Origin of the sequence: Dawidia cretensis (genome assembly GCF_018598175.1) — a bacterium.
Taxonomy (GTDB): Bacteria; Bacteroidota; Bacteroidia; order Cytophagales; family Cyclobacteriaceae; genus Ohtaekwangia; species Ohtaekwangia cretensis.
On the sequence record NZ_JAHESE010000033.1, the window covers coordinates 17,996 to 33,085 of the forward strand.

Annotated in this window: 11 protein-coding genes; 9 read left to right on the forward strand and 2 right to left on the reverse strand. The window is 53.1% G+C overall.

Annotation, left to right across the window (positions count from 1 at the left end; translation table 11 throughout):
• Nucleotides 1-45: 45 nt before the first annotated feature.
• Nucleotides 46-1,665, reverse strand: a complete 1,620-nt coding sequence (locus tag KK062_RS24275) for an ABC-F family ATP-binding cassette domain-containing protein (protein ID WP_254086965.1) — start codon at nt 1,663-1,665, stop codon at nt 46-48.
• Nucleotides 1,666-2,648: 983 nt separating this feature from the next.
• Between KK062_RS24275 and KK062_RS24280 the strand changes: the two genes are divergently transcribed.
• The 4 genes from KK062_RS24280 (at nt 2,649) to KK062_RS24295 (ending at nt 8,756) form a co-directional block, all read left to right on the forward strand.
• The gene (locus tag KK062_RS24280; RefSeq protein WP_254086966.1) at nt 2,649-4,028 is read left to right on the forward strand and encodes a hypothetical protein; all 1,380 of its coding nucleotides are present in this window, start codon (nt 2,649-2,651) and stop codon (nt 4,026-4,028) included.
• Between the two features lie 219 nt (nt 4,029-4,247).
• Nucleotides 4,248-5,648 (forward strand): hypothetical protein, encoded by a 1,401-nt coding sequence (locus tag KK062_RS24285; protein ID WP_254086967.1) that lies wholly within the window; start codon nt 4,248-4,250, stop codon nt 5,646-5,648.
• Between the two features lie 149 nt (nt 5,649-5,797).
• A complete protein-coding gene (locus KK062_RS24290; RefSeq protein ID WP_254086968.1) occupies nt 5,798-7,219 on the forward strand; it encodes a T9SS type A sorting domain-containing protein in 1,422 nt (473 codons plus the stop codon).
• Between the two features lie 142 nt (nt 7,220-7,361).
• Nucleotides 7,362-8,756, forward strand: a complete 1,395-nt coding sequence (locus KK062_RS24295) for an alpha/beta hydrolase family protein (protein ID WP_254086969.1) — start codon at nt 7,362-7,364, stop codon at nt 8,754-8,756.
• A 164-nt stretch (nt 8,757-8,920) separates the two neighbouring features.
• Here the strand turns inward: KK062_RS24295 and mtgA are convergent, their stop codons facing one another.
• Nucleotides 8,921-9,643, reverse strand: a complete 723-nt coding sequence (gene mtgA / locus KK062_RS24300) for a monofunctional biosynthetic peptidoglycan transglycosylase (RefSeq protein ID WP_254086970.1) — start codon at nt 9,641-9,643, stop codon at nt 8,921-8,923.
• A gap of 69 nt (nt 9,644-9,712) precedes the next feature.
• On the opposite strand from mtgA, the gene KK062_RS24305 reads away from it, so the two are divergent.
• The 5 genes from KK062_RS24305 (at nt 9,713) to KK062_RS24325 (ending at nt 14,272) form a co-directional block, all read left to right on the forward strand.
• On the forward strand, nt 9,713-11,047 hold the full coding sequence (locus KK062_RS24305; RefSeq protein WP_254086971.1) for a toxin-antitoxin system YwqK family antitoxin: 1,335 nt from the start codon (nt 9,713-9,715) through the stop codon (nt 11,045-11,047).
• Between the two features lie 32 nt (nt 11,048-11,079).
• A complete protein-coding gene (locus KK062_RS24310) occupies nt 11,080-12,042 on the forward strand; it encodes a phosphoribosylaminoimidazolesuccinocarboxamide synthase (protein ID WP_254086972.1) in 963 nt (320 codons plus the stop codon).
• A gap of 55 nt (nt 12,043-12,097) precedes the next feature.
• Complete coding sequence (locus KK062_RS24315; RefSeq protein ID WP_254086973.1) at nt 12,098-12,478, forward strand: STAS domain-containing protein; 381 nt, start codon at nt 12,098-12,100, stop codon at nt 12,476-12,478.
• Between the two features lie 85 nt (nt 12,479-12,563).
• Nucleotides 12,564-13,481, forward strand: coding sequence for a ribonuclease Z (locus KK062_RS24320; RefSeq protein ID WP_254086974.1), 918 nt, complete (start codon nt 12,564-12,566; stop codon nt 13,479-13,481).
• A 5-nt stretch (nt 13,482-13,486) separates the two neighbouring features.
• On the forward strand, nt 13,487-14,272 hold the full coding sequence (locus KK062_RS24325; RefSeq protein WP_254086975.1) for a queuosine precursor transporter: 786 nt from the start codon (nt 13,487-13,489) through the stop codon (nt 14,270-14,272).
• Nucleotides 14,273-15,090: the final 818 nt, after the last annotated feature.

The window sequence follows — 15,090 nt, forward strand, 5'->3', positions numbered from 1 at the left end:
AATACAGGTTTTCTGTTTCTCTTCGCTCTCACACGCACACTGATTCTACGCGTAGAGTGTTAATTTCTGTGCGGCTACCTTGTCGTTCTCAATGTATTCGTCGTACGACATGAGCTTATCGATAAAGCCGTTCGGCGAGATCTCAATGATGCGGTTGGCCACGGTGTTGGTGAACTCGTGGTCATGCGACGTGAAGAGTACCGCGCCGGGAAAGTCTTTCAGAGCGTTGTTAAATGCCGTGATCGATTCCAGGTCAAGGTGGTTGGTGGGCTCGTCCAGGATCAGCAAGTTGCCACCGGCCAGCATCATCCGCGATACCATGCAGCGTACCTTCTCACCACCCGACAATACGTTGCATTTTTTGAACACCTCTTCCCCGGAGAAGAGCATTTTACCCAGGAAGCCGCGGACGTATACCTCGTCTTTATTTTCGTCCTCGGCATATTGACGCAGCCAGTCGATGAGGTTGTCGTTCGAGTTAAAGTACTCTTCGTTATTCGCCGGCAGGTAGGCCGGGGTGATCGTCTGGCCGAATTTAAACTCGCCTGTATCAGGCTTTAGCTCACCGGCTAAAATGCGGAACAGCGATGTGATGGCCAGGCCCTCTTTGCTGAGGAATGCGATCTTGTCGCCTTTGTTGACGTATACGTCCAGGTTCTTAAAGAGCGGGGAGCCGTTGAGCGAATAGCTCAGGTTCTCGATTTGAAGTATCTGGTCGCCGGCAGTGCGCTTCTGCTGGAAGATGATGGCCGGGTAACGACGAGTGGACGGTTGGATATCGTCCACGTTGATCTTGTCCAACAGCTTACGGCGGCTGGTTGCCTGGCGTGACTTGGAGGCGTTGGCGCTAAAGCGCTGGATAAATTCCTGCAGTTCCTTTTTCTTTTCTTCGGCTTTCTTGTTGGCCGACGAGCGTTGCTGCAACGCCAGCTGGCTCGATTGGTACCAGAAGGTGTAGCTGCCGGTGTAGAGTTTAATGGCGCTAAAGTCGATGTCGGCGATATGCGTACAGACAGTGTCAAGGAAGTGACGGTCGTGCGATACAACAATCACGGTATTCTTAAACTCCAGCAAGAAATCTTCCAGCCACGTAATGGTGTTGATATCCAAGTCGTTGGTAGGCTCATCGAGAATCAGGATGTCGGGGTTGCCAAACAGTGCCTGCGCGAGGAGGATCCGTACCTTTTGATTACCGCTGAGCTCTTGCAGCAGCTTATAATGATCTTCTTCGGGAATGCCCAGGCCGCTGAGCAGAGAGGCTGCATCCGATTGCGCATTCCATCCATCCATCTCGGCGAAATCGGCTTCCAATTCCGAGGCACGTACACCGTCTTCTTCAGAGAAGTCGGGCTTCGCATAAATGGCATCTTTTTCTTGCATGATCGTCCATAGGCGGCTGTGCCCCATCATCACCGCGTCGAGCACGGGCACTTCGTCGTAGGCATGGTGATCCTGCCGGAGCACCGCCATACGCTTGCCCGGATCGATCACCACCTTGCCGCGGGTAGGATCAATGTCACCTGCCAGGATCTTCAGGAAGGTCGATTTACCGGCGCCATTGGCGCCAATCACGCCATAGCAGTTGCCGGCCGTAAATTTTATATTGACTTCGTCGAAAAGGACGCGCTTTCCAAATTGGAGCGATAGGTTGTTTGCTGCGATCATGTATTATGGGAAGATCAAGCCGCAAAGATAAAGAAAAGTAGCCAACCGGATACGAGTGGACGACCGGTGTTTATTAATTCTGTCATGCGCGTCAATTGCCGTTGTAAATTTTGTTCTGTAAGTGAATGGCCGAGTTTTGTATGTTTTTGCTCTCGCGATCGGCTGTCGCAAAAACATCGCATACGTTTCCCGGAGGGGCTGGATCTTACCACGGCTGGCCTCCGGGAAATTCCGGAGTGGCCACCGTGCGGCCCGATTTTTTAAACGTCATTTCTTAACTTTTTGATTCTGGTTTTCCACCATACATGTAGAAAAATTCCACAACTTCCACGCACGTCAACCACCTGCTCACTCAAACGTGACGGCTGCTGCGCAGATCGTACCGGTTGGCACGGAGTTTTAAGATGAGGTGGTATACATGTTCATTGAATAACTCGACGGAGTGCCTCGTGAACATACATTTATACCTTGTGTCTGGCTTCCCTCGCTCGTCACAAGGTATATTTACAGAAGGCGAAAAATGGTGTTGTAAATTGCTTTAAGAACATATTCGTAAACACTGTACTGTCAGTTGTTTAGCAGTGAATATAGCGGTGTTTCGAGACGATGTGATGAAATTGTTAAGTGTTGATTTCCGTCGTATTGTGACGGCGTTGTGAGCGACAAATCCATTTACACGAGTGGTGTTGGTGTTGTGAGTCGCGATGTAGTTCATCGCGCTATTCTGATAGTATCATGCCTAATTATTCAGCTCATCGATAAACGGAAGGACTCCAGGGCTTCCTTGTAGTATGTTTGTATCGCGAAAGCAATAGAGCCTTTCGTCGGGTACTCGAACTGTAAGAGGGATAACGGTTCGGATATCAGATGGGTTGCTTTCGTACACAAAAAAAATATCAACCATTATGAACAGTGTGACAGTTTGGTCTGTAAAGGACTGTGCCACTGGCCCCCTCATAAGTTAAAAGAGGAGAAGGTAAAAAATGAAACTCAGATCTTTGTTTCTGATCTGTTGGCTGTTTTGCTCAGCAGTTGTAGTTTTCGCACAAGGTAAACTTACCAAAGTACCCATTAACACTCGCAGCGCTAACCCCAAGGGTTACATCGAGTATCTGCCACCCAACTATTCGTCTACTCAAAAGTATCCAGTGTTGTACTGGCTGCCTGGCCTGGGTGAAGTCGGTCCCGGTACCAGCGGTTCACTGGAAACGCTGATGAACCGCCAGATTGCGAACTGGCTGAAAACAAACGATGTAGATTTCATCGTGTTGGTTCCGCAAGATGCCAGCGGATATTGGAATGGCACCAACGGCATCACCAGATTTGTAGAATGGGCAAAGACCTATTATAAGTCGTCCATGGACCTGAATCAGCAACACATGGCCGGTCTTTCGGCAGGTGGGTACGGTATCCGTGACTTTATCGTAGCAAATACAGCTACCTACCAGGGATTCTCGACCTTTACGCCAATGTCGACCAACATGGATGGCGCAATTGGAAAGGCATCGCAGATTGTTGCCAATAATCAATATGTATGGATTCACCAGGGTACGGCCGACGTAACGCCTAACCAGATCGCCGCTGTTCAGAACTTCCACAACGCGGTCTATAAACTTGACTCGAAACGTGCTCGCCTCACGGCCTACGTAAACCTGGGGCACTCTGCCTGGGACAAAGTGTACAACGGCACGGGGCGAACGTTTGCGCAGTGGACGGGTACAATCTCCGGTACCACCTACTATAACTGGACGAACAGCGATGTGAATAAAGACTGGTTCGGCTGGATGAAGTCGCACCCGAAGAATGGCACTACGCCTCCTCCGGTCACCGACGTCGCACCTACGTCTATTACCCTGAGCGGTACAGGTGTAGCCTCGGGCGCTCCTGCCGGCACCGTGGTAGGCAACGTTGCTGCCAACGGCACAGCACCGGTAACGATCACCCTGGTATCGGGCGCTTCCGACAATGCAAAGTTCCGCGTGACGAATAACCAGCTTGTACTGGCCAGCGCGCTGACCGAAAAGAGCTCGTATACTGTACAGCTGCAAGCGGCAAACGGTAAAGGCACCTACAAGCAGTCCTTCACCATCACAGTGGCAACAGCGTCCGGCGGTATCTACTCGGTATACCCGAACCCGATGACCGGAAACGTGCTGAGCATTACACCGAACCAGGACAACGTATTCTTCAACGCCATCCTGGTGGTCGACGGCAACGGCATTGTCAGGACCCGCTTTGTGAATGTGCAAGGTGTGAAAGGCCAGGCACTGACGTTCCCCTTCGATCTGCCCACAGGCATCTATACCTTGCAGATCTGGCGCCGCTATGCGTCCATGGAAACGGTACGCCTCGTAAAGAACTAACGACATATTCTGAACCGCGGCACACGAACAATGTCCCCCGCCGACCACGGTTTCTACAAAAGCCGGCCCCAATGGGCCGGCTTTTTTTATATTTCATGTTCACTCGTCGCGCTGGCGAGCCGTTTGTCGTCAGGCATACCCCGGCATAATCTTTTAAAAGTACAGGTTATGTTGTCGCCCGCGGGTGACACTACAGCTTGAACTATCCTTAATATAGATATGCAACGATTGGTAAGACCCTTATTACTGCTCTTGTGGATTGTCGCGATCAGCGCCGGCGTCTACACCGAGGCCCACGCTCAGCGGGGCAAGCTCACCAAAGTTCCCGTCAACACCCGGAGCGCTAACCCAAAAGGGTATATAGAGTATCTGCCCCCGAATTATGTCAGCACCAGAAAATATCCCGTGTTATACTGGATGCACGGATTGGAAGGTGTCGGCGGCGGTACGTCGGCTTCGCTCGACAAGCTCATGAGCCAGCAGGTATCGAATTGGCTTAAAACAAACGATGTAGATTTTATTGTTCTCGCGCCGCAGGACGCGAGCGGTTATTGGAACGGCTCCAATAGCATTGCCAGATTCGTGGAGTGGGCGAAGGTATATTATAGGAGCTCGATCGACCTGAACCAGCAACACATGGCGGGGCTTTCGTCGGGCGGTTATGGCATTCGTGATTTTATCGTGGGTAACTCGGCCACCTATAAAGCGTTCTCCACCTTCACGCCGATGTCCACCAACCTGGATGGCGCCGTGGGCCGTGCGTCGCAGATCGTCTCGAACAACCAATATGTATGGATCCATCAGGGAAAAGACGACGTTACGCCGAATCAGCTGGCGTCGGTGGCCAACTTTCACAACGCCGTATACAGGCTTGACTCGCGTCGCTCGCGTCTCACGGCCTACCTGAACCTGGGCCACGGCGCGTGGGACAAAGTATATAACGGCACGGGCAGAACGTCGCCGCAAGTGACCGGCACCGTGTCGGGGACAACGTACTACAACTGGACGACCAGCGATCCGAACCGCACCTGGTTTGGCTGGCTGCTCTCGCACCCCAAAACGGGCGCCGCGCCGCCACCGGCCAGTGGTACTGCGCCCACGGCAATCGCGCTAAGCAACACCAGCGTCGGCAGTGGGGCCGGCCCGGGCACCGCCGTGGGCACTGCCGCTGCCAACGGCACCGCGCCGGTAACGACCACGTTGGTGTCGGGAGCGTATGACAATGCACGCTTTTCCATTCAGAACAATCAGCTTACCGTAGCAAGCTCGCTGGCGGGCCGCACAAGCTATACCATTCAGTTGCAGGCCGCCAACGGTTCGGGCAGCATCCGTCAGGCCTTTACGATTACCGTCGGGCAAAGCAATGGCACGACGTATACCGTATCGCCCAACCCGGTGGCCGGAAATAGTCTCAACATCACACCCCAGGTCGAAAATGTATTCTTCAATGCCATTTTGGTGCTCGACCCCGCCGGAGTGGTGCGTGCGCGGTACATCAATGTGCCAAGCCAGCAAGGAGTACCGCTAACATTCCCCTTTGATATGACGCCGGGTATGTATACCCTGCAGATCTGGCGCCGCAATGCCCCCATGGAGACCATGCGGATCGCGAAGCAATAATGATATGAACCCGAATCACCCCGCAGATTCCGCGGGGTGACTACGGTCTTTTTTTTACCCACTTTTCTAAGGCACAATGTTTTAGTACTTTTCAGGAGAGAAAGCTGTTCCCCCACAGTTTTTGTCGACTCCAAACCGCTCGTATACACATGTTAAGACCTCTACTACTCCTGCTCTGGGCCGCCGTGCTATGCTGTACGGTGGTGCAATCGGCCGTTGCCCAAAAAGGTACGCTCACCAAATATGCCATCCGCACACGTAACGGCAACGTTAAAGGGTATGTGGAATACCTGCCGCCGGGCTTTGATGATAGTGGCAAAACACAATATCCCGTATTATACTTTCTGCACGGTCTTGGCGAGAAGGGGTGGGGCTCTTATGAAGAAATGGATGAAGTACTGAACACCTATCTCTGCCAGTGGCTCAAGACCCACGATGTTCCTTTTGTGGTATTAGCGCCACAAGACCACAGTGGGTATTGGACGGGCAACGACAACAATGACCTGCAGGCTTTTGTGACCTGGGCCTCGCAGGAGTATAAAGGCGTCATTCAGCCGACGCAGCAACACCTGGCGGGCTTCTCCTCCGGCGGCTACGGCATCAAAGACTACATCATTGCCAACACACCCGCGTGTCGGGCTTTCTCAACCTTTACACTGATGTCCACGAACCTGGCTACGGCCGAAGGCTATGTGAAAAACATCGTGGACAACGACCAATATGTATGGATCTTCCACGGCGACAAAGACATTAACCCGAACAGGATGAGCGAGGCCGAAGGTTTTCACAACAAGCTCTACGCGCTGGACTCCACACGTACGCGCTTTACGGCGTTTGTCGATGTGGCGCACGCCTCCTGGATCTATGTATATAACAACGACGGGAAAAAGAGGAAGCAGCTCACGGGCACCATCGACGGTACGACATTCTATCCCTGGACGGAAGCCGATCCTGATCCGGACTGGTATACCTGGATGATCCGCCACGGCAAGGCGCCGGTAAATGCCAAGGCCCCATTTGCATTGGCGCTGAGCAACCATGTGCTGGAAGAAGGCTTTAAAGCCGACACGCTGGTAGGCGATCTTACCGCCGACGGTCTTGAGCCGATGGCGTTTACGCTGCCGGCCAGTACAGGCGACAATGATGCCTTTATGGTAGAAGGCGCTGCCCTTACGGTGCGGGAGTCCCTTTCACCTGGTACCTACACTGTGGTGGTGAAGGCAACCAACGTCATTGGAGCGACAGAAAAGACCTTCGAGATTACGGTAAATAAGAAAGAGGAAGAAGTGATTGTCGGTAATGAGCAAGGCGCAGGCGCGCGTGCTGTGGCGGTATATCCCAATCCCCTGCAAGGGCGGATGCTTTCCGTCAGGACTGGCAGCGATCGTGGCGTGATCGATGCGATCGAGTTGGTCAGCACCCAGGGTGTCACACTACACCGTACAGTCGGGCAGTCGGCGGACGGTATCGTAGCCGTTGACCTGGGCGATCTGCCAGCCGGTATCTATGTTGTTCGATTGTTTCACCGGCAGGCCACGGTCCAGCAAAGCAGGCTTGTCAAAACCAATTAGGGGTCTATAGATGGCAGAATAGCAGTTTGGAAACGTTTGAAAAATTAAATGCTGGTAGGCGCGGGGATAAATCTCCACGCTTTCGCTAATTTTCGGAACCCTTCTCATTCAGTTATAAGTAAAGACTTTAAGACCTGCACCCTTGACGTTACGTAATTTAATGCTTACCGCCAGCCTGTTGTCGCTGGTCACGGTGGGATTTGCACAAAAAGGCACTCTCACGAAAGTTCCCGAGAAGACGGTTGATGCGAATCCGAAGGGATATGTTGAATACCTGCCACCGGGGTTTGACGACAGCGGCGCAAAAAAATATCCTGTGCTCTATTGGTTGCACGGTCTGAACGATGCCGGCATGGGGACATCGAGCTCACTCGACAAGATCCTGAACGTTCAGGTCTGCCAGTGGCTGAAAACACACAACACCGATTTTATCGTGCTGGTGCCACAGGACCCCAGCGGGTATTGGAGCGGCAATGCCAGCATTACCAATTTTATCACGTGGGCGACAGATCACTACAAAGCTGTGATCGAACCCGGACAACAGCACCTGGCCGGGCTTTCTGCCGGCGGGTATGCCATCCGTGATATGATCGTGGCGAATTCCGATGTATACAAGAGCTTCTCGACGTTTACCCTCATGTCGACCAACCTGACGGCCGCCGTGTCGAAGGTGCAGCAGATTGTCGACAACAAACAATATGTATGGATCCACCAGGGCGAGGACGACGTTATGCCCAACCTCGTGGCGGATGTAGCCAACTTTCATACAGCCCTCTACAAGCTGGATGCAACCCGCACGCGACTGACCGTTTATCGGGACCTGGGGCACGAAGCATGGGAATGTGTCTATAACGCGCAGGGCATGAACACGGCGCAAGTAACCGGAGCGATAAATGGTGCTCCATATTATCAATGGGCCAAAAACGACCCGGATGGCGATTGGTTTGAATGGATGAAAGCCTGTGGCAAGAAGCCACTGAATGCCACGGCGCCCAATGTGCTCCGTCTAAGTGCTATGCCCGGCGTCACAAAATCCACTGTCGGCACAGCGGTTGGCCGCATTGTCAGCAATGGCGCACGCCCCACAACGTTTAGCCTGCCTGCGGGTATATCCGACAATGCCAAGTTCAGCATTAAGGGTGACCAACTGGTGGTAGGCAAGGGGTTGGAGCCGGGCACTTATACCGTTACGATCGAAGCGAAGAATAGCGCGGGCGATTTCCGCCAGGAATTTACTATCATATTGGCCGAAGGCGGCGTCGTCGGCATAGAAGGAGGGGAGCGCTTAGGCCTCCTGGTCCATCCCAACCCAGTGCAGGGAAATACACTATACATCACGGCCGTGCAAGATCCGCTCCGCATCGACGGTGCCGAAGTGGTCAGCACGACCGGCGCACGTCGCACAGTTCCCATAACATCGATCCCAGCAAAAAACGAAGTAATCATCGCCTTCGACGACATCCCCGCGGGCACCTATATACTGCGCCTCCTAAAGAGCGGCATGGTCGTACTTCAACATCGGCTGGTACGGTATTGAGTCGTAGAAACAACCATAGACCAACACGCCAGTCTAAGACTGGCAACAGTTTCAGTCACAAGTACCACACCTACGCTAACGCCTGGTGTTTATACTTGCGCCAGCAAATCAGTATGCCTGGCACACGCGACGCGCTAACACGCCAGATTTCGTCTCCCACAAACTTACTTATCGTATTTCTTTTTCTCCGCATTAAGCAACATCACTACATCCACATCCCCCCGCAGATTTCCCATCTGCTGCAACACCCAATTCCCTCTTCTAACAATATACTCCGACGCCGGATTGACCTTATACTTTTTCGGATTCGGCAAGTTCGCGGCAATGCGCGCCGCTTCCACCGGTAACAACTTCTTCGCAGGCTTCTTAAAATAGTACTGCGCCGCCGCTTCAATGCCGAACACCCCACGGCCCATTTCCGTCACATTCATATATACCTCCAGAATGCGCTGTTTGCCCCACACGTGCTCGATCATAAACGTGAAATACGCCTCCAGCCCATTGCGGATCCAGCTGCGCCCTTGCCACAGAAAAACATTCTTGGCCACCTGCTGGCTGAGCGTCGACGCACCGCGCAGGCGGGCCTTCGCTTTGTTGTTGTTCTCGAGCGCTTTTTGAATGCTCTTGATGTCGAACCCATTGTGGTCGGGAAAAAGCTGATCTTCGGAGCAGAGGACCGCAAACGGCGCGTTCGGCCCCATGTCGCGCAAGGGAATATAGTCGCGCTTCAGGCCGTAGCCGGTCACCCAGCTGACCAATTGGGTGACGGTAATGGGTGGATCTACCCATTTGAGGATAAAAATATAGAATAGCTGGGCGACAAAGAGTACGGCTACGATCTTCCTGAGCCAAACACCCGCTTCCTTTGCCTTGGCAGTAAAACTCATGTACAGGTTTTTCAGGTGGCAAAAATAACCATTATCATTCTTCGTTATCTTTGCGCATTCATTTTTTGCATGAAACAACAAATCAAAGCCTGGATTCCGGTGGCTGTATGGGTAGTCACGATGATCCCCGACGTTGCCTGGGCACAGCGGGAGGTACGCACCTATTACGACTCTGCCCGAAAACACCTCCAGGAAGTGTACACGGTATCTGCCAGCGACAACAGCAGTATGGAAGGACTTTATCGCCGGTACTATGAAAACGGCCAGGTGATGCTGGAGGGCAATTTTGACGACGGCGTCAAGTCCGGCGAGTTTCGCGAGTTCCATTCAAACGGCCGCCCCGCACGCACACTGGGGTTTGTCAACGGCTTGCGCCACGGCCCGGTGGTCGTCTATAATGACGACGGAAAACCGGTGCAGCGCGCATATTATCAGAACGACAAGCTTGCCGACAGCATCCAGCTGTTTTTTGATAACGGCGCCGTAAAAAGCCAGACGTATTTTGCCAAGGGTAAACCGGAAGGACAAGTGAAAGAGTTTTACCCCAGTGGCGCGGTGCGCAAGGAGATCGTTTATTATCGTGGCAAACCCAACGGTATTACGCGCACATTCTTTGAGAACGGCAAGGTAGAGACAGAAGGGAATTATAAAGAAGGCGTTCTGACGGGCTACTTTAAAAGCTATTATCCCAACGGCCAGGTAGAGACGGTCTCGGAGATGAAGAAGGGCTCGCGCAATGGTGACTTTAAACGATACGACAGCACCGGCCGCCCGTTATTGGAAGGCAGCTTTGTAAACGGCAAGCTGCAGGGGCCCAACACGGCGTACTTTGCGGACGGTTCGGTACAGCACCGGTTCAATTATAAAGATGGCAAGAAGACAGGCCATAATGTGGAGTATTATCCGTCGGGCAAAATACACGTAAAAGAGCAGGTAGCTGCAAACGGCATCGACATGACCCAGGAGACGCTGGACGAGAACGGCGCCTTGCAAAACGAAAAGCGATTCCGGAATGAAAAGCCGCAGGGCCTGTGGGTGTACTACCATCCCGGCGGGCGCACGCCACATATTAAAGAGACCTATGATGCCGGCAAGCGTATGGGCGTGCGGTACACCTATTATCCGTCGGGCAAAGTGCAGCAGGAAGAAACGTTTAAATTCGATCTGCTGGCAGGCCCAGTGCGCACGTATTACGAAACGGGCACCCTAGCCACGCAAGGGGAGTATCGCTCCAACCGCCGGCATGGCCCGTTCACGGCGTATTACCCCTCCGGAAAAGTGCGCGAACAGGGCGAGTACGCCGGCGATAAAAAGAATCGCGACTGGCGCGAGTACGACGAAAGTGGCCAGCTGAGCCGCACCACCACCTACAAAGCCGGTGCGGTGGTGACTATTTTAAAGTAAACCATTAACTTGCCGGCTGGAATACCATTTTCATGCAGGCAATCAGCGAAACCAAGTTCAAATTCCCCAACCAAACCGGTTTTTACAGCGGCAAGGTCCGCGACGTCTACTATTTCGGCGATTATATGGCCATGGTGGCTACCGACCGCATCTCCGCGTTCGACGTCATCTTGCCACGCGCCATTCCCGATAAGGGCCGCGTGCTGAACCAGATCGCGGCGTTTAACCTGGAGGCCACCAAAGGCCTGGTGCCGAACTGGGTGATCGCGACGCCCGACCCGAACGTAACCGTGGGTTTCCGCTGTCAGCCGTTTGCGGTAGAAATGGTAGTACGCGGCTACCTGGCCGGCCACGCGTGGCGTGAATACCGCGAAGGCAAACGCATACTATGCGGTGTGCCGTTGCCGGAAGGCCTGCGCGAAAATGACAAGCTGCCGCACCCTATCATTACGCCGACGACCAAAGCCGCCGTCGGCCACGATGAAGACATTTCCCGTGAGGAGATCCTGGCCCGTGGCGTGGTGAGTCCGGAAGACTACGCCATGCTGGAAAACTATACCCTGCGTTTGTTTGAAAAAGGTACCGAGCTCGCGGCCGCCCGCGGCCTGATCCTGGTGGATACCAAATATGAGTTTGGTAAACACAATGGTACCATCTACCTCATTGACGAAGTACACACACCGGACTCGTCGCGGTATTTTTACCGGGAAGGATATGCTGCCCGGCAGCAGGCCGGAGAGCCGCAGAAGCAGCTCTCGAAAGAATTTGTGCGGCAGTGGCTGATCGAGAACGGCTTCCAGGGAAAGGACGGCCAGCGTGTTCCGGAGATGACGGACGCCGTGGTGGAATCTATCTCCACGCGTTACAAAGAGCTGTACGAGGCGGTGCGCGGCGAGGCCCTGGCACCCGTGGCGTATACGCAGATGCTGGAAAGAATCGAGCAAAGCATTCTCAATTCAATAAAATCCGTTACCTTAGAAGGTCAGAAGCACTAACGGGTATACCGATACCGGCCCAACACGAGAGAGACCATTTTGTAAATACGAACCGATGAAATATACGATCGATAAGCAGGAGAAGTACTGCATGCTGAAGCTGCACGAAGAAAAGCTGGACAGCAGTGTGGCACCGGGGCTTAAGTCGGAGCTGATCACGCTGCACGCCGAAGGTGTGCGCAACATCATTCTCGACCTTTCCGATGTGAAGTATACCGACTCTTCCGGCCTGAGCGCCCTGTTGGTAGGAAACCGTATTGTACAGGAAGACGGCGGCATATTTGTGCTGGCCAGCCTGTCCGACCACTCGATGAAGCTGATCAAGATCTCGCAGCTTGACAGCGTGCTCAACATTCTGCCGACGGTAGAAGAGGCCATCGATACGGTCTATATGCACGAGATTGAAAAAGACCTCAAAGCCGGCGACACCCGCTGAGGGAGTATGCTGGTGACCGATATACTGACCAAAGCTCCGCGGAGTTTTGGTCTTTTTATTTTACCTGTTGTCGCCGCCTGGTACTATGAGCTTTAAGATTACTATTCTCGGATCGAGCGGCGCCTTGCCGGTATACGGCCGCCACCCCAGCGCGCAGTTGGTGGAGATCCAAAGCCGGTTCTTTTTAGTCGACTGTGGTGAAGCCGCGCAGATGCAGCTCATGCGTTTTGGCGCATCCTATCACCGCATCAATCACATCTTTATCAGTCACCTGCACGGCGATCATTACCTGGGCCTGATGGGCCTGATCTTTACCATGCACCTGCAGCGCCGCGCGGCGGACCTCCACGTCTACAGTCACCGCGGCCTGGACGAGATCATCACCACGCAACTGCGCTATTCGCGCTCGGCGCCATCCTTCCGCATTGTTTTTCACCGGTTGGAAAAAGACGCGCAGGGCGTGATCTATGAAGACGATGCGATCACCGTGGAGACCATACCGCTGGTGCACAAGATCCGCAGCTCGGGTTTTTTATTTAAAGAGAAACCCAAGCCCCGGCGCGTCGACAAAACGCGTCTGCCCCAAGGGTTGCTGATCCGGCAAGTGGCCGGACTGAAGCGCGGCGACGATGTCGTGGACGACGCCGGCAATATCCTGTATCGCAACGCCGACCTGACGCTGCCGCCGCGGCGTTCGCGCAGCTATGCGTACTGCTCCGACACGGCGTATGTCGAGCGAATAGCCGAACAAATAAAGGGCGTCGACATTCTCTACCACGAAGCTACTTTTACAATGGACGACGAGCCGCGCGCGCGCGAAACGTTGCACAGCACAGCCGCCCATGCCGCCACGATCGCCCTCAAGGCCGACGCCGGCAAGCTGGTGCTGGGCCATTTCTCCGCGCGCTACAAAGAGCTGGAACCCATATTGGACGAAGCTCGTCGTATTTTTCCCGAAGCACACCTGGCGCTGGAAGGCGTAGAATTTAGTATTGCCGAATAAACATCATGGAACCTACCGTCGAACAAAAACACAGCCGCCTCTTTATGGTCCTGGCGGGAATTGTTATCACCAACGCCCTGCTGGCCGAAATGATTGGCGTGAAAATCTTTTCTGCCGAGGCGACGGTGGGCTCGCAACCCGCGCATCTGAACATCCTCGGGTTTACCATGGATTTTAACCTCACGGCCGGGGTGGTGATCTGGCCGGTCGTCTTTATCACAACCGACCTGATCAATGAATACTTCGGCAAGCCCGGTGTAAAACGCATCAGCTACCTCACCGCGATCCTGATTGCCTATGCGTTTGTCATGTTGCTGGTGGCGATTTATCTGCCGCCGGCCGACTGGTGGATAGAGGCCAATAACAGAGGCCCGGAAGGAAGTAATTTTAACATCGACTTTGCCTTTGGCAAGATCTTCGGCCAGGGGCAGCGTATCATCTTCGCCTCGCTGGTAGCGTTCATCGTGGGACAGTTGGTCGATGTGTTTGTGTTTCAGCGCTTACGCAACATGACGGGTAGCCGCATGCTGTGGCTTCGGGCTACAGGGTCGACCCTCGTGTCGCAGTTTGTCGATAGCTTTGTGGTGCTATACATTGCTTTTTCGGGCATCTTCTCCAATAAACAGATTCTCGCCATCGGCATCACCAACTATCTTTATAAAGCCTGCGTGGCCGTACTGCTCACACCGCTGATATATATTGGGCACGGCATGATCGATCGTTACCTGGGCAAAGAGCACGCCGAGCGGATGTCTGAAAATGCCGCGGGCGAAAGCAAAGGGTTCTTTTAGGCGCTCCTGACTATTTTTTTTCTGAAACGTGGCACCGCTTGGCACATGCAGGCGGTTCGTGCTGCCTACGTATATATACGGGCATGAAAGTGTTTTTTATACGCCGGCATGCAGGCTGTGTGAAAAAGTGTTCCGGCAGGAGGATGGGATGTGTCAAGTGTTTTGGAGACACTGTTTTTGGTGAAGGATTTTGATGGATCGTGTGAAAAAGATCCGTGCAGCGGGGGCGATTAAAGCTTATACGAACAAATAAAAGTGTACTGGAAGCTCCGGACGCTGTGTGTATAGATAGGGGGTGGTGTGTATAGTTTTTGGTGATGGTTGATAGTATACGTATTACTACGTATGATGTAGATTCCTTGTTGTTGGTTGTTATGATAAAAAATTAGCCATAAACTTTTTCTAAATCCGGCATTGAATGCTATATTCACTAACACAAAAAACGACGGCGGTATGATTTTTTGGCGCGTGGATACCCGAAACGTTAAAAACAACTAAAAGGCTACTGTCTATTCCGCCGGGCGAAGCAATAGCGTAAACAACATCGATTACATTATCACTAAACGATAAGGCTATGTGCGTTAGAATTATAATCGTCGCGCTGTTGAGCATCTTGCTGAATGTTGTCGTGCAAGCGAAGCAAGCCCCGGTACACGCTCATCAATGTAACAGGCTGGCGGCATCGTCCGCAGAAGATATACTGAATCGGTAATTCGGTATGGGTGTTCGGTAGGGGAGTCGTTCCTGACGTGTCAGGAGCGGCTCCTTCCTTCCGGGGCACATTTCAAATGCTCACATGCTAATGCTCATAAAGGTAC